A 14,772-nucleotide genomic window follows, 5' to 3' on the forward strand; every position below is an offset into this window, starting at 1 on the left:
CCTCAGGAGGCCTGTTCGGGCTCGGCGTCGATCGGAGCGGCAGGCTTCTCGGCGACGACGTCGCCCTCCGCCTCGCCGGTCGCATCCTCGTCCGATGCGACGTCGTCCTTCTCACGTGTGCCGTCGAACCGCAGGCCCAGCACGACGAGCAGAGCGACCGAGATCATGCCGCCGACGATGAAGATGTCGGCCACGTTGAAGATCGCCGGCATCATCCACGGCATCGAGATCATGTCCACGACATGTCCGACGGCGAAGCCCGGCTCGCGCAGCAGTCGGTCCGTGAGGTTGCCGAGCACACCGCCGAGCAGCAGACCCAGCACCACGGCCCACAGCCGGGAGCGCAGGCCGAACGACTTCCAGATGATGATCCCCGCGACGACGGTGAGCGCGATCGTGAAGATCCACGTCACCTCGCTGCCGAGCGAGAACGCCGCGCCGGAGTTGCGGATGTAGTACAGCTGAAGGAACTCACCGAGAACCGGCACGACCTCGTGCAGAGGCAGATGCTCGATGGTGAGGTGCTTCACAAACTGATCGGCGGCCAGCACCACTGCCGCGAGAATCGCGACGATGACGCCGGCCGCCGACCGACTGAGTGGACGACGTCCTGGCAAAGGGACGACCTACAGCCCGATGGCGGAGACCGGGGTCGAGTCCGTCGATGCCGACTTCTCGTCGAGATCGCGGAGCTGGCCCTCGATGTAGCCGCGAAGCTGAGTGCGGTAGTCGCGCTCGAAGTTGCGGAGCTCGGTGATGCGCGCTTCGAGGGTGTTGCGCTCGCGCTCGAGGCGGGCGGACTCCTCGCGTTCCTTGGCCTGAGCGTCGGCACGGATGCGGTCGACCTCGGTCTGCGCCTCGGAGATCAGCTGGCTCTTCTTGGCCTCGCCCTCGGCGACGTGCTCGTCGTGCAGGCGCTGCGCCAGCTCGATGATGCCGGCCGTGGCCGTGGTCGGGCCGGCGGCCGGAGCCTCGACCGCAGGAGCGGGGGCAGGAGCTGCGGCCACGACGGGAGCGGGAACCTCGTCCACGACAGCGGGGGTCTCTTCGGCCGCGGCGGGAGCAGCAGCGGGGGTCTCGCCGGACTCGTAGGCGGCGAGCTTCGCCTTCAGCTCAGCGTTCTCCTCGAGGGCCTTGCGCCACTCGACGACGATCTCGTCGAGGAAGTCGTCGACCTCGTCCGGGTCGAAGCCGTCCTTGAAACGGACGTGCTGGAACTGCTTGGTGACGACGTCATCCGGGGTCAGTGCCATTGTTCTCGGCTCCTCTTTCGATGAGTTCTGTTGCCAGTGACTGAAGTGTGGCTCGGTATTGATCCGGCGCGTACCCGGGGCGCGCACCTCCGAGCAAGCATAGTCCCCGCTCGCAAGTGACGCGATGTGAGAGCTCTGCGGAGGGCGCGCAGCGCGCTCAGATGAACGCGCGCACGATCGACATCAGGATCAGCACGGCGAGCATGGTGAAGGTGAATCCGAAGTCCAATGAGAGCGTGCCGATGCGCAGCGGAGGGATGAAGCGCCGGAACAGCCGGATCGGAGGATCGGTCACCGTGTACACGGCTTCCGCCGCGATGAGGCCGGCGCCCTTGGGTCGCCATTCACGATTGAACAGCGGGATGTAGTCGAGTATCAGGCGCGCGAAGAGCACGAAGATGTAGATCAGCAGGACCAGATGAATGATCGATGCGATCACCGAGACCAGAGCGGTCACGGCTTATGACTGATCGAAGCCCGCAGACTCCGGATCTGCGCTCGCGATGCCGCCATGACCCGACACTGCGATGTTCTCCGGCGAGAGCAGGAACACCTTGCTGGTGACGCGCTCGATGCGGCCGTACAGACCGAGGGAGAGACCGCTGGCGAAGTCGATCAGGCGACGCGCGTCTGCGTCGCTCATCTGCGACAGGTTGATGATGACGGGAACACCCTCGCGGAAGCTCTCGGCGATCAGCTGGGCGTCGCGGTACTGCTTGGGGTGCACGGTGAGGATCTCGTTCACCGTGCCGGCAGAGGGCTGACGCACGGCGACGGGGCGACGCAACGGCGTCACGGGTGCCGGCGGCGCGTCGTCCTGTTCGCGATCGCGGTCACGCTCGCGGCTGGCCCGAGCGGGAGCCGGTGCCAGCTGCTCCTCGTAGGCCTCTTCCTCATCGGCGAGCCCCAGGTACACCATGGTCTTCTTGAGCGGGTTTCCCATCGTGTCCTCCGTGTTCGACGTGGGCTGATCTGATTCGAGGTTAACCCCGGTCGGGCCGGGGTCCTGTGATTGCCGAGCCGATCCGCAGGTGTGTCGCACCTGCCGCGATCGCCTCGACGAAGTCGCCGGTCATGCCGGCGGAGATCCATGTGGCACTCGCATCGAGCAACCGGATGCCGTCTGCGACATCGCGCAACCGCGCGAAGGCGGATGCCGGTTCCTCGTCGAGCGGTGCGACGCCCATGACGCCGCGCAGGCGCAGCGAGGGCAGAGCGAGGATGTGCTCGGCGAGCCGCTGCGCATCGTCGGGTGCGGCGCCGCCGCGACCAGCGTCCTCGGTGAGGTTGACCTGCACGAGCACGTCGAGTGCGCCCTGTGCGCCCTCATCGGGGTGCTCCGATGCACGGTGCAGCGAATCGGCGAGCTTGATGCGGTCGACGGAGTGCACAGCATCCGCGTTCCGACGGATCGACGCGGCCTTGTTGGTCTGCGCCTGCCCGATGAAATGCCAGTGCAGTCCGTCGAGCGACGGCTGGTCCTGTTCGAGCTCGGCTCGCTTCGACACGAGCTCCTGCTGCCGGTTCTCGCCGACATCTCGCACGCCGAGGGCGTGCAGTTCACGCACGAGCGAAGCGGGATGGAACTTGGCCACCACGATGCGGGTGATGTCGGCGGCATCCCGCCCTGCACTGCGCGCGGCGTCCGCGATCTGAGAATCGATCGCGGACAGCCGCGCAGCGAGGTCGGACAACGCGCCCCTACTTCAGGAACTCGGGGATGTCGATGTCGTCATCCGCGAAAGCGGGCTCGAGGCTGGTGGCCGGAATGCGAGGTGCCGGCTGCTGCGGAGCTTCACTCGGCCGCTGCTCCGCTGCGGGTGCCTCCGTGTCGTCGGAGAGCGAGACCTCGGGCAGGGTGTCCGCCGCCGGGCGCGAGACGACCATCGGGTCGAGTCGCAGGGAAGGCTCTCCCCCGTCGAAGCCGGCCGCGATGACCGTGACGCGCACCTCGTCGCCGAGGGTGTCGTCGATGACGGTACCGAAGATGATGTTCGCCTCGGGGTGCGCTGCCTCCTTGACCAGATCGGCGGCGTCGTGGATCTCGAAGATGCCGAGGTTCGATCCACCCTGGATCGAGAGCAGAACTCCGTGCGCACCCTCGATCGAGGCCTCCAGCAGCGGCGATTCGACAGCGAGCTCCGCGGCCTTGATCGCACGGTCGGCGCCGCGAGCGGAGCCGATGCCCATGAGGGCCGAGCCTGCCCCCTGCATGACCGACTTGACGTCGGCGAAGTCGAGGTTGATGAGGCCGGGCGTCGTGATGAGGTCCGTGATGCCCTGCACACCGGCGAGGAGCACCTGGTCCGCAGTGGCGAACGCCTCGATCATCGAGATGCCGCGGTCGCTGATCTCCAGCAGACGGTCGTTCGGCACCACGATGAGGGTGTCGACCTCTTCCTTCAGCTTGGAGACGCCGGCTTCGGCCTGGCTCTGACGGCGACGGCCTTCGAACGAGAACGGCTTGGTGACGACGCCGATGGTCAGCGCGCCGATCGACTTGGCGATGCGGGCGACGACGGGAGCGCCACCGGTACCCGTTCCACCGCCTTCACCCGCGGTGACGAAGACCATGTCGGCGCCGGTGAGCGCCTGTTCGATCTCCTCCGCGTGGTCCTCGGCGGCGCGGCGCCCGACCTCAGGGTCGGCTCCTGCACCCAGACCGCGGGTGAGTTCGCGGCCCACATCGAGCTTGACGTCGGCGTCGCTCATGAGCAGCGCCTGGGCGTCGGTGTTGACAGCGATGAACTCGACCCCGCGCAGGCCGAGATCGATCATGCGGTTCACGGCGTTGACGCCGCCACCGCCGACGCCGACGACCTTGATCACGGCGAGGTAGTTCTGGTTCTGGCTCATGGCCGGCCTCCGATGTGTCGAGCCTGGAAACGAATGTGAACCTTAAACCTCAACTAGAGGTGTAAAGTATTTCCCGGTATTGCGTTCTCTTGATCGAAGGTATGCGCCGCGGGGCCGCGCGGGCGCAACGACACGGGCGTGTCGCCGCTTTGACGTACAGAACGGTCTGCGGTGGCGATCCAGTCCGCTCAGCCGGCGACGACGACGTCGGGAGAGGAGACGTCGATGGACCTGGCGTTCGGATTCGCCAGCATCGCCGAGCTCAAAGTCCTCGCCTTCTCCACGGACTTCTCCGCGCTCCCCCACACCACTGTCAGACCGCTCGACAGCGTGAGGGTCACGTCGTCCAGGGTCGACGCGGACACGTCGGCGACCAGGGCACGCACGTCTGCGGGCAGCGAGCGAACGACCAGCCCGACCGATTCGAACGCAGCCGACTCGATCCCTCCGTCGACGGCGATCACCGGCTGCCCCTCAGGGCGATCCTGCGTCGTGGACAGTGCGACGCCTGCGGCATCGACGAGCGTGAACCCGGCTCCGGACTCGATCACGCCGATCGGTGTGCGCTCCACGATGCGCACCACGAGGTCGTGCGGTGGCTTGGCCTCGAGCGCATAGGTCTCGATCAGTGGGAACGCGATGAGCGCCGCCTTGACCTCGCTCTCGCTGACCAGTGCCAGCGGCGTTCCCAGCTGGTCATCCAGCGCCGCTTCCACGGCCGCTGCGTCCAGCGTCGACGCACCTGCGACGGTGATCTTCTCGACGGCGAAGAGCGGACTGTACGCCGCTGCGACGCTGCCGCCGATCAGCAGGACCACGGCGCCGATCGCGCAGAGCCAGATCAGTCGCCGACGCCGCGATCGTTGGGTGAACCGGCGGATCTCCGCGCGGAGGGCCTTGCGCCTGGCACGCGCGGCGCGCCACACGTCTCCCGCGGTGAGACCGTCGAGCGATTCCTGCTCTGCGCCCGCGGCATCCGCTCGCTTGTCATCCAGGCTGTCGACGATCGCGACAGGCTCCGCCGCCGGGCCCGCGTCGGTCTGCCCGCCACGCGCACGGCGTGATGGGCGGACGGATTCGGGCTTCGCCTTCTGCTCCGGCGGTGTCGGAAGCGGGGCCGGACGACGCACGGTTCAGGCTCCGGTCGTCCGCCGCAGCGATTCCAGCACCTGCGGGATGATCAGGTTCACATTGCCGCACCCGAGCGTGATGACGTAGTCGCCCTCGCGGGCCACGGTCGCCGTGTAGTCGGCGGCCTCCTGCCAGTCGGCGACGTAGTGCACGTGCTCCTGGTCGTTGAACGCGTCGCTGACGAGCGCCCCGGTCACGCCTGGAACGGGGTCTTCACGCGCCCCGTAGACGTCGAGCATGACGGTGTGATCCGCGAAGGCCTCGAGCACCTCGGCGAACTCCCGGTACATGTGCTGGGTGCGCGAGTACGTGTGCGGCTGCTGGATCGCGATGAGTCGGCCCTCGCCGACGACGCTGCGCGCGGCCTCGAGGGCCGCTTTCACCTCGGTCGGATGATGGGCGTAGTCGTCGAAGACGCTGACCCCCCGCTCCACGCCGTGCAACTCGAATCGGCGAACGGTACCGGCGAAGCCTTCGACGGCGCGCACGGCGGCGGCGAGGTCGTGCCCGAGTGTCAGCAGGACGGCGACGGCCCCTGCCGCGTTGATCACGTTGTGAGCGCCGGGTACGACGAGTTGAAGGCGCTCGCTGCGGTCCTCGTGCGTGATGGTGGCGGCCACGGGGCCCGCCGTCGAGATGTCGGTGAGTCGCACGTCGGCGTCCGTCGCGACGCCGAAGCTGATCACGTTGCGGTGCGACAACCCTGCCTTGACGCGAAGCGCGCCGGGATCGTCGCTGGAGATGACCACCGCTTCGCTCGCCGCATCCGCGAACCGGATGAACGCGTCGTGGAACGCGTCATCGGATCCGTAGTGGTCGAGGTGGTCGGGATCGACGTTCGTGATCAGGGCGATCGCCGTGTCGTACAGCAGGAAGGTGCCGTCGGACTCGTCGGCCTCCACCACGAAGAGGTCATCGGATCCGGAGGCGCTGGACGTGCCCAGCTGCTCGATCACCCCGCCGTTGACGAAGCTCGGGTCGACGCCCAGCGACTGCAGCGCTGTGACGATCATGCCGGTCGACGTCGTCTTTCCGTGCGCACCGGCGACCGAGACCAGCCGTCGCCCTCCGATGAGCCAGTGCAGGGCCTGCGAGCGGTGGATGACGTGCAGCCCGCGCTCTTTCGCCGTGACGAACTCGGGGTTCTCCGGCCAGATCGCCCCGGTGTGCACGACGGTGTCGGCATCACCCAAGTGGGCCGCATCGTGGCCGACGTGCACAGTCGCTCCCGCGGCGGCGAGCGATCGAAGCGCATCGCTGTCCGCGCGATCCGATCCGGACACGCGGATGCCGGCGTCGAGGAACATCCTCGCGAGTCCACTCATCCCGGATCCGCCGATCCCGATGAAGTGGGCTGCGGTGATCTGCTCCGGAATCGGGAGGGAGAGGTCAGGTCTGATCATGTCCTGTCCATTCTAATTCGCGGCGCGCAGCGCATGGTCGATCATCGCGACGACGTTCTCGGTTCCGGTACGCGTGCCGACGTGCTCCGCCGCGCGTGCCATCCGCTCGATGCGCTCACGATCCGCGAGCATCGGCACCACGGCGGCGCGCACTGTCTCGCCGGTGAAGCCGCCGTCTTCCAGAAGCGTCGCAGCCCCTGCCGCCACGGCCGACGCGGCGTTGAGTCGCTGCTCGCCGTTTCCGACCGCGTACGGCACGTACACGGCGGGGATGCCGAGGGCGCTGATCTCACTCACCGTCGCGGAACCCGCGCGGGAGACGATCAGATCGGCAAGCGCGAAGGCCAGGTCCATCCGGTCGACATAGCGGCGCACGACGTACCCGGGAACTCCGGGATCGGCGAGGTCGCTGCGCTCCCCTGTCACGTGCAGCAGCTGCCATCCCGCAGCGAGCACGTCCTTCCATGAGTCCGCCAGCGCCTCGTTGAGCCGCTGCGCGCCGAGCGAACCGCCGAAGACCAGCAGCACCGGCCGCGCGGCATCCAGACCGAAATGCTCGGCCGCCTCCGATCGGCTCGCCGCACGGTCGAGGTCGACGATCTCGTGGCGCAGCGGCATGCCGACCACCTCCCCGCGCTTGAGCGGAGTGCCTTCGAAGGCGACGCCCACGCCGGCGGCGCTGCGCGCGCCCAGCACGTTCGCCAGCCCGGGCTTCGCGTTGGCCTCGTGCACCACGAACGGCACCTTCTCCCGGCGCGCGGCCACATAGGCGGGCGCCGATGCGTAGCCGCCGAAACCGACGACGACGTCGACGCCGTGCTCCCGGATGTGCGTGCGCACCTGCGCGATCGCTCTGCGCAAGCGTGCGGGGAAGGCCAGTGCCTGCGTGTTCGGGCGTCGCGGGAACGGCACCTTGTCCACGATCAGCAGCTCGTAACCGCGTTCGGGCACGAGTCTGGCCTCGAGTCCCTCCTTGGTCCCGAGCACGAGGACCGTCGATTCGGAATCGCGCTCACGCAGTGAGTCGGCGACGGCGAGCAGGGGGTTGACGTGGCCGGCGGTGCCGCCGCCGGCGAGGAGGTACGTGGTCACCTGGTGACTTTACCCCGCGGGGATGCGGGGATCGTGCGAGCGAAGGCCAGCAGCACCCCGCATGCCAGCAGCACCGCGAGCAGGGCCGTGCCGCCCTGCGACATGAAGGGCAACGGCACGCCGAGCACCGGGAACACCCCGATGACGACGCCGACGTTGATGAGCGCCTGGCCGAGGATCCAGACCGTGATGCCACCGGCCGCGACGCGGATGAACGGGTCCGTCGTCTTGCGCATGATGTGGAAGGCCCCGACGGCGAAGAACGTGAAGAGGGCGAGGACGACGAGGCACCCGATGAGGCCGAGCTCCTCCCCGACGATGGCGAAGATGAAGTCGTTGGCCGCCGCCGGCAGCCAGCCGTACTTCTCCTGCGAGTTGCCGAGACCGAGTCCGAAGATCCCGCCGTTCGCCATTCCCCACACGGCATGGATCGACTGATAGCAGTCGTTCTCGTAGTTGGTCATGTCGGAGCAGACCGCCGAGATGCGCCGCATGCGGTCGGGGCTCACGACCGCGAGGGCGATGACGCCCACGATGCCCAGCAGCACAGGGAGGATGAACAGGCGCAGCTTGACGCCCGCGAAGAACAGGCAGCCGAGCAGGATCAGCACCAGCACCATGACGGTGCCGAGGTCGTGTCCGGCCATGACCGTCCCGATCGCGAGCAGCGAGACCGGGATGACGGGGATGAAGACGTGGTGCCAGATGCCGAGCAGCACGCGTTTGCGCAAGAGCACGTACGCCACCCACAGCGCGATCGCCAGCTTGAGGAATTCCGAGGGCTGCAGCGAGAAGCCGGCGATGTTGATCCAGTTCCGGTTGCCGTCGTTCTCGACGCCGATACCGGGGATGAAGACGAGCAGCTGCAGCATCGTCGCGAGGATGAGCGCCGGCCAGGCCATCTTCTTCAGGAAGGAGACGGGCAGGCGGCTGACCAGGAACATCATGGGGATGCCGATCGCGGCGAACATCGCCTGCTTGATGGCCGTGTCCATCACGCCCGATTCCGTGGCGCTGGTCGCGGAGATCACCATGATGATCCCGAAGACGGTCAGCAGCAGCGCCGTGGAGGCGATGAGCATGAACTCGCTCGACGGCGGCGTGAAGATGCGGCCCAGTGAGACGCGTGCGGCGAGGCCTCGGCGCTGTCCCTGCTCAGTGCGCGGCGGGCGGGCTACCTGTGTCATCGGCGCTCCCCCGGTCGATCCACTTGCGCACCGCGTCGGCGAAGCGGTGGCCACGATCCCCGTAGCTGGTGAACTGGTCGAAGGATGCCGCCGCGGGAGCCAGCAGAACCGTGCCCCCGTCATCAGCGATCCCTGCGGCGAGTTCCACCACGCGGGTCATGACATCTTCAGTCTCGCCAGTGACGACCTCGATCACCGGCACCGCTGGCGCGTGTCGCTCGAATGCCGCGACGACCTCGCCCCGCTCGACGCCGATCACGAGCGCTGCACCGGCGGTGCGGCCGGCATCGGCGACGAGGTCGGAGAGATCGACGCCCTTGAGATCTCCGCCGACGATCCACACGGCACCGGGGTATGCGCGCAGCGAGGAGGCCGCAGCGTGCGGGTTGGTGGCCTTCGAGTCGTCGACCCAGGTGATGCCTGCGTGGCGCGCGACGACCTGGATGCGGTGCTCGTCGAGGCGGAAGGTCTGCAGCGCCCGCCGGATCGCTTCCGGCGCAGTGCCGAGGGATCGTGCGAGAGCGCTGGCAGCGAGGATGTTCTCGACGATGTGCGGAGCGGCGAGCCCCGCATCTGCGAGGTCTGCGACCGTGGTGAGCTCGAGTGCGCTGTGCGCGCGGTCAGGGTGGAACGCGCGGTCGGCGAGGATGCCGTCGACGACGCCGAGGTCGCTCGGCCCCGGCACTCCGAGGTCGAATCCGATCGCCCGTGCTCCGTCGGTGACCTCGGCCTCCTCGACCATGATCCGCGTCGCGGTGTCCGCCTTGTTGTACACGCAGGCGACGCGCGTGTTCCGGTAGACGAACGCCTTCGCGTCGCGGTAGGCCTCGGCGCTGCCGTGCCACACGAGGTGATCGTCCGCGAGATTCAGGCACACGGAGGCGTACGGCACGAGCTCGCCTGCGGTCGTGCTCTGACCGATGTACCAGAGCTGATGACTGGAGAGTTCCACGACGAGCACGTCGAAGCCGGCGGGGTCGCGGACGGCATCGAGGACCGGGACGCCGATGTTGCCGCACGGCGCCGCGCGCAGGCCGCCCTCGACGAGCAGCGTCGCGGTGAGCTGCGTCGTCGTCGTCTTGCCGTTGGTGCCGGTGATCAGCACCCAGTCCGCGGCGGTCCCGTCCTGGCGGACGACCTTGTCGCGTACGCGCCAGGCGAGTTCGACATCGCCCCACAGGGCGATTCCCTCATCCTGCGTCCAGCGGATGATCGGATGCGACGGCGAGAAGCCTGGTGACGCGACGACGACCTCAGGATCGAAGTCGCGCAGCGACTGCGGCACCTCGCCGAGTGCGCCGAGCTCGAGTCGCGCGCCGATCACGGGGATGAGGCGCTCGTACTCCTCCGCGGCGGATTCCGAGAGCACGAGGACGTCCGCGCCGAGTTCGGCGAGCGTGTCGGCTGCGGAGAATCCTGTGACCGACAGGCCGAGCACCGCGACGCGCAGCCCCTTCCAATCGGCATGCCAGCTGGTCAGCGCATCCAGACGCGCGTCGCTCATCCGTCGACCCCGGTGAGCCATTCGACATAGAACAGACCGACCGCGGATACCGCGAGCAGACCGGCGATGATCCACAGTCGCACGACGATCGTCATCTCCGACCAGCCGCGCATCTCCAGGTGGTGATGGAACGGGCTCATCAGGAACAGCCGCTTGCCGCGGGTGATCTTGAAGTACAGCCGCTGCAGGATGACGGATCCGGACGACAGCACGAAAACGCCGGCGATCACAAAGAGGAGCAGTTCGGTGCGCGTGAGGATCGCCATCGCGGTGATGACGCCGCCGATGGCCATCGAGCCGACGTCGCCCATGAAGACCTTGGCCTTGGGCGCGTTCCACCAGAGGAATCCGATGAGGCCCGCGGCGAACGACGCGGACACGATCGCGAGGCTGAACGGATCCCGCACTTCGTAGCACGCGTCGAGCGTGCCGGGATCGACTCCGATGCTCGCGCACGACTGCTTGAACTGCCAGAAGGCGATCAGGCTGTAGGCGCCGACGACGAACACTCCGGCGCCGGATGCGAGACCGTCGAGACCGTCGGTGAGGTTCACGCTGTTGGACGTGGCGATGCCGATCACTGCGATCCAGATCAGGTAGACGATCCAGCCGATGACGACGCCGAACGCGAACATGTCGAGCCAGGTGATGTCACGGAACAGCGAGACGTAGCCGCTCGCCGGCCGCTGACCGAACTGGTTCGGGAAGTTCAGCGCCACCACCCCGAACGGGATCATCACGACGAGCTGGCCGATCACCTTGCGCCACCCCGAGAGTCCGAGGCTGCGCTGGGACTTCACCTTCATGTAGTCGTCGATGAAGCCGACGGCTCCGAAGCCGATCATGAGCCAGAGCACGAGGAGCGCCGACAGTGCGGGCTCGCTGCCACCGGCGTAGACCCCGACGAAGTAGCCGACGATCGTGCCGACGATGAAGATGAGACCGCCCATGGTCGGCGTGCCCCGTTTGGCGCTGTGGCTGGGATTCGCGATGTCTTCGGGGGTGCGGATCACCTGCCCCCAGCCCCACCGGCGGAACAGCCGGAGGAAGACAGGAGTCAGGAACAGGGTGAAGGCGAGCGAAATCGCAGCCGCCATGAGGAGTGATCTCACGAGAACAATTCTCCCAGACGATCGCCGAGATGCCGAAGGCCCACGGAATTGGATGATTTCACGAGCACGCGATCTCCGTCACGGAGCTCGGTGCGCAGGTATTCGTAGGCCGCGTCCTGGTCGGGAAGGTGCACGGCTTCGCTGTCCCAGGAGCCCTCTCCGACGACGGAGAGGTAGAGGCGGCGCGCTTCGGGACCGACCACGACGATGCGGCGGATGTTCAGGCGGACGGCGAGGAGCCCGATCCGGTCGTGCTCCTCCCCTGCGCTCTCGCCGAGTTCGCTCATGGCGCCGAGAACGGCGACCGTGCGCTCGTCGGGTCCGGTGATCTGGGCGAGCGTCCGCAGAGCAGCCGCCATGGAGTCGGGGCTGGCGTTGTAGGCGTCGTTGATGATGCGCACGCGATCGTTCCCGAGGGGCTGCATGCGCCAGCGCTCGGCGACCTGGACCGTCTCGATCCGCGCGATCGCGTCGGCGAGAGGCACGCCGAGGACGCCCGCGGCGGCGATCGCGGCGAGGGCGTTCGTGATGTGGTGGGCACCGAGCACCTTCAGGTGCAGGGGCAGACTCTCCTCCGATGTGGTGATCGTCGCCCTGGTGCCGTCCGCGGCCACCTGGACGTCGGTCGCGCGGATGTCGGCGGACGAATCCTGGCCGAATCCGACCACGCGCATGCCGCGTGTCACAGCCGCGTGACGCATGGCGGCGACCCTCGAGTCGTCGATGTTCAGGATCGCGATGCCACCGGGGCGCGAGGCCGCGATGAGCTCCGCCTTCGCCTTGGCGGTCTCCTCGATGCCGCCGAAGCCGCCGGCATGGGCCATACCGACCATGAGGACGACCGCGACGTCCGGTTCGACCAGTCCCGCCAGATGAGCGATGCTGCCAGGGCCCGCCGCACCGAACTCGCTCACCAGATACCGCGTGGTGTCCGTGACGCGAAGCATGGTCACGGGTGCGCCGACCTCGTTGTTGTACGAGTTGATCGGTGCGATCGTCTCGCCCTCGTCCTCGAGGATGCGGGCGAGCAGGTTCTTGGTGGTCGTCTTGCCGTTCGAGCCCGTGATGCCGACGATCTTCAACGCGCCCTCGGCGCGCACGCGAGCGACGACGGCACGCGCGAGGACGGCGAGTGCGGCGACGGCATCCGGCACGACGATCTGCGACACCGGGGCATCCACGATGTGCTCGACGATCGCCACTGCCGCACCGCCGTGCGCCGCGGCTGCGACGAAGCGATGCCCGTCGGTCTCGGCGCCGGGCTTGGCGATGAACACGCCGCCGGCGGTCATGTTCCTCGAGTCGGTGTCGACGACGCCCGACACAGTGGTCTCGGGGGTGTCGAGCTCTGCGAGACGCAGGTCGCCACCGGTGATCGCGGCGATCTCGGCAAGCGTCAGGGCGATCATGAAATCTCCATGCGCGGCTCAGTGCCGGCTAGTTGAACTTGGGAAGCAGCTCGTCCATCGGGACGGTCGAGGGCGAGACACGGTAGGTCTTCAGCACCTGTGTCATCGCCTGCTGGAAGGCGGATGCCGTGGCGGTGGACGATACAACCTTAGTCGGCTGATCGAGGGTGACCACCACCACGTACTGCGGATCGTCCACCGGAGCGAAGCCCACCATGCTCGTGAAGTACAGTCCCTGCTTGTACCCGCCGTTCCCGTCCGGCACCTCACCGGTACCGGTCTTGATCCCGACACGGTACCCGGGAACCTCGATCATCTCGGCGAGGCCGCCCTGCACAGCGACGTTCTCCAGCATCCTGCTCACAGTGGCAGCGGTCGATTCCGAGATGATCTGCTCGCGCTCGGGGGCGTCGGGCTTCACGACGTCTCCGTCCTGATCCGTGCACGACTCGATGAGCGACAGGTCGATCTTCTCGCCGCCGTTCGCGAGCGCCTGATACGCGCCGGCGAGCTGAGGCGCCGTGACGGTGAAGTGCTGTCCGAAGGTCGTTGTGTACAACGATTGGGCATCCCACTCCGATGCCGGGTGCAGGACGCCTGGCTCCTCCCCGGGGAAGCCGATCGTCTTCTCGCCGACGCCGAACTTCTGCAGATAGTCGAATCGCACCTGCGGATCGATCATCGTGCCGAACTTCGAGAGCGTGACGTTCGACGAATCGATGAGTCCGCCGGCGAGCGTGTAGTTGTCCGCGCCGTGCACGAACGCATCGTTGATGACGGCGCCATTGGGGAACGTCTCCCTGCTCGATGCGGTCACCGTCGTGTTCACGTCGGCTGCGCCGGAATCCAACACGGCGGCGGCCGTGATCGCCTTGAACGGCGACCCCGGCTCGAACGTGTGGGTGAAGAGCCTGGTGCCCCAGTCCTCCGGAGACGAGGCGTTGAGGTCGTTGGGGTCGAGCGACGGCCATTCCGCGGCCGCCCTGATCTTTCCCGTCTTCACCTCGACGACCGTCACGGTGCCCGACTGGGCACCCATCTTCTGCGATTCCTCAGCGATCATCTGCGTCAGGTACCACTGCAGATCGCTGTTGATCGTCAGCTGCACGGATCCGCCGTCCTGGGCGTCGACTGTGCGGTCGCTGCCGGGGATGACGTTGCCGTCCTTGCCCCGGAGATACGTGCGCTCCCCGTTGGTGGGCGAGAGGCACTGCGTCTCGAGCTTCTCCACGCCGGACTGGCCGGCTCCCGCACTGTCGACGTAGCCGATGATGTTTCCGGCGACGGCGCCGTTCGGATAGACACGCGTCTCGCGCGGCTTCATGTGCAGGTAGACGAGACCGAGCTCGCGCAGCTCCAGATACTTCTCGGTGCTGAGGCCCTTCTTCAAGGGGTAGTACTGCGAGCTCGGATCCGCCGCGATCGTCTCCGCGACACCTGTCCGTATCTCTTCCGCGTCCTGCCCGGTGATCGCCGCGATCTGATCGGCCGCGTCTGACCAGGCCACCTTCGGCGGGTTCTCGGTGTTGTCCTCGAGCAGCTTCATGACCTTCGGGTCCAGCTGCGCGTCGTAGACCGTGATGCTGGATGCGAGCAGCGTGCCGTTCGCATCGACGATCGATCCGCGACTGCCCGGCAGCGTCACCGTCGAGCCGAGCTGGCCCACCTGCAGCGAGTCCTCGACGTGATCGTCGGCGCTGACCACCTGGATGTCGACGAGGCGCACGACGAAGGCCGACAGCACCGCGAGGATGACCGCGAGTGCGACGACGGTACGGCGCCGTGGGCCGCGAGTGGCTCGTGTCGTCATTTCACTCTCTCCATC

Annotated in this window: 14 protein-coding genes; all 14 read right to left on the reverse strand. The window is 67.4% G+C overall.

The window, feature by feature from the left end:
* Positions 1-2 precede the first annotated feature (2 nt).
* The 14 genes from lspA to ACYVG2_RS15580 all read right to left on the reverse strand — a co-directional run bounded on the left by lspA (position 3) and on the right by ACYVG2_RS15580 (position 14,757).
* Positions 3-617 (reverse strand): signal peptidase II, encoded by a 615-nt coding sequence (lspA, locus tag ACYVG2_RS15515; RefSeq protein ID WP_460781795.1) that lies wholly within the window; start codon positions 615-617, stop codon positions 3-5.
* Between the two features lie 9 nt (positions 618-626).
* The gene (locus ACYVG2_RS15520; protein WP_460781796.1) at positions 627-1,253 is read right to left on the reverse strand and encodes a DivIVA domain-containing protein; all 627 of its coding nucleotides are present in this window, start codon (positions 1,251-1,253) and stop codon (positions 627-629) included.
* A 157-nt stretch (positions 1,254-1,410) separates the two neighbouring features.
* Positions 1,411-1,710, reverse strand: coding sequence for a YggT family protein (locus tag ACYVG2_RS15525; RefSeq protein WP_448965928.1), 300 nt, complete (start codon positions 1,708-1,710; stop codon positions 1,411-1,413).
* Between the two features lie 3 nt (positions 1,711-1,713).
* Complete coding sequence (locus ACYVG2_RS15530) at positions 1,714-2,196, reverse strand: cell division protein SepF (RefSeq protein ID WP_460781797.1); 483 nt, start codon at positions 2,194-2,196, stop codon at positions 1,714-1,716.
* A 40-nt stretch (positions 2,197-2,236) separates the two neighbouring features.
* Positions 2,237-2,947: a YggS family pyridoxal phosphate-dependent enzyme gene (locus ACYVG2_RS15535; protein ID WP_460781798.1), complete on the reverse strand. Its 711-nt coding sequence runs from the start codon at positions 2,945-2,947 to the stop codon at positions 2,237-2,239.
* A gap of 7 nt (positions 2,948-2,954) precedes the next feature.
* Positions 2,955-4,109 (reverse strand): cell division protein FtsZ, encoded by a 1,155-nt coding sequence (ftsZ, locus tag ACYVG2_RS15540; RefSeq protein WP_448965931.1) that lies wholly within the window; start codon positions 4,107-4,109, stop codon positions 2,955-2,957.
* A 188-nt stretch (positions 4,110-4,297) separates the two neighbouring features.
* A complete protein-coding gene (locus ACYVG2_RS15545; RefSeq protein ID WP_460781800.1) occupies positions 4,298-5,239 on the reverse strand; it encodes a cell division protein FtsQ/DivIB in 942 nt (313 codons plus the stop codon).
* A gap of 3 nt (positions 5,240-5,242) precedes the next feature.
* Positions 5,243-6,643 (reverse strand): UDP-N-acetylmuramate--L-alanine ligase, encoded by a 1,401-nt coding sequence (gene murC / locus ACYVG2_RS15550; protein WP_460781801.1) that lies wholly within the window; start codon positions 6,641-6,643, stop codon positions 5,243-5,245.
* Between the two features lie 12 nt (positions 6,644-6,655).
* Entirely contained in the window at positions 6,656-7,735 is a 1,080-nt protein-coding gene (locus ACYVG2_RS15555; protein WP_460781802.1) for a UDP-N-acetylglucosamine--N-acetylmuramyl-(pentapeptide) pyrophosphoryl-undecaprenol N-acetylglucosamine transferase, read from the reverse strand.
* The gene (gene ftsW, locus ACYVG2_RS15560) at positions 7,732-8,922 is read right to left on the reverse strand and encodes a putative lipid II flippase FtsW (RefSeq protein ID WP_460781803.1); all 1,191 of its coding nucleotides are present in this window, start codon (positions 8,920-8,922) and stop codon (positions 7,732-7,734) included. The genes ACYVG2_RS15555 and ftsW overlap by 4 nt, the downstream gene beginning before the upstream one ends.
* Positions 8,891-10,426 carry a UDP-N-acetylmuramoyl-L-alanine--D-glutamate ligase gene (gene murD, locus ACYVG2_RS15565; RefSeq protein ID WP_460781805.1) on the reverse strand — a complete coding sequence of 512 codons (1,536 nt, stop codon included), beginning with the start codon at positions 10,424-10,426 and terminating at the stop codon, positions 8,891-8,893. The genes ftsW and murD overlap by 32 nt, the downstream gene beginning before the upstream one ends.
* Positions 10,423-11,538 (reverse strand): phospho-N-acetylmuramoyl-pentapeptide-transferase, encoded by a 1,116-nt coding sequence (gene mraY, locus ACYVG2_RS15570; protein WP_460781806.1) that lies wholly within the window; start codon positions 11,536-11,538, stop codon positions 10,423-10,425. The genes murD and mraY overlap by 4 nt, the downstream gene beginning before the upstream one ends.
* Positions 11,535-12,947: a UDP-N-acetylmuramoyl-tripeptide--D-alanyl-D-alanine ligase gene (locus tag ACYVG2_RS15575; RefSeq protein ID WP_460781807.1), complete on the reverse strand. Its 1,413-nt coding sequence runs from the start codon at positions 12,945-12,947 to the stop codon at positions 11,535-11,537. The genes mraY and ACYVG2_RS15575 overlap by 4 nt, the downstream gene beginning before the upstream one ends.
* A gap of 28 nt (positions 12,948-12,975) precedes the next feature.
* Positions 12,976-14,757 carry a peptidoglycan D,D-transpeptidase FtsI family protein gene (locus ACYVG2_RS15580; RefSeq protein ID WP_460781809.1) on the reverse strand — a complete coding sequence of 594 codons (1,782 nt, stop codon included), beginning with the start codon at positions 14,755-14,757 and terminating at the stop codon, positions 12,976-12,978.
* Positions 14,758-14,772: the final 15 nt, after the last annotated feature.

The sequence above is a fragment of the Microbacterium shaanxiense genome, assembly GCF_054779995.1.

What these genes read in the sequence shown, in the direction of transcription:
- ACYVG2_RS15520 (WP_460781796.1), bottom strand. Translation starts at nt 1,253, where the DNA reads ATGGCACTGACCCCGGATGACGTCGTCACCAAGCAGTTCCAGCACGTC.
- ACYVG2_RS15530 (WP_460781797.1), bottom strand. Translation starts at nt 2,196, where the DNA reads ATGGGAAACCCGCTCAAGAAGACCATGGTGTACCTGGGGCTCGCCGAT.
- ftsZ (WP_448965931.1), bottom strand. Translation starts at nt 4,109, where the DNA reads ATGAGCCAGAACCAGAACTACCTCGCCGTGATCAAGGTCGTCGGCGTC.
- murC (WP_460781801.1), bottom strand. Translation starts at nt 6,643, where the DNA reads ATGATCAGACCTGACCTCTCCCTCCCGATTCCGGAGCAGATCACCGCA.
- ftsW (WP_460781803.1), bottom strand. Translation starts at nt 8,922, where the DNA reads ATGACACAGGTAGCCCGCCCGCCGCGCACTGAGCAGGGACAGCGCCGA.
- murD (WP_460781805.1), bottom strand. Translation starts at nt 10,426, where the DNA reads ATGAGCGACGCGCGTCTGGATGCGCTGACCAGCTGGCATGCCGATTGG.
- ACYVG2_RS15575 (WP_460781807.1), bottom strand. Translation starts at nt 12,947, where the DNA reads ATGATCGCCCTGACGCTTGCCGAGATCGCCGCGATCACCGGTGGCGAC.
- ACYVG2_RS15580 (WP_460781809.1), bottom strand. Translation starts at nt 14,757, where the DNA reads ATGACGACACGAGCCACTCGCGGCCCACGGCGCCGTACCGTCGTCGCA.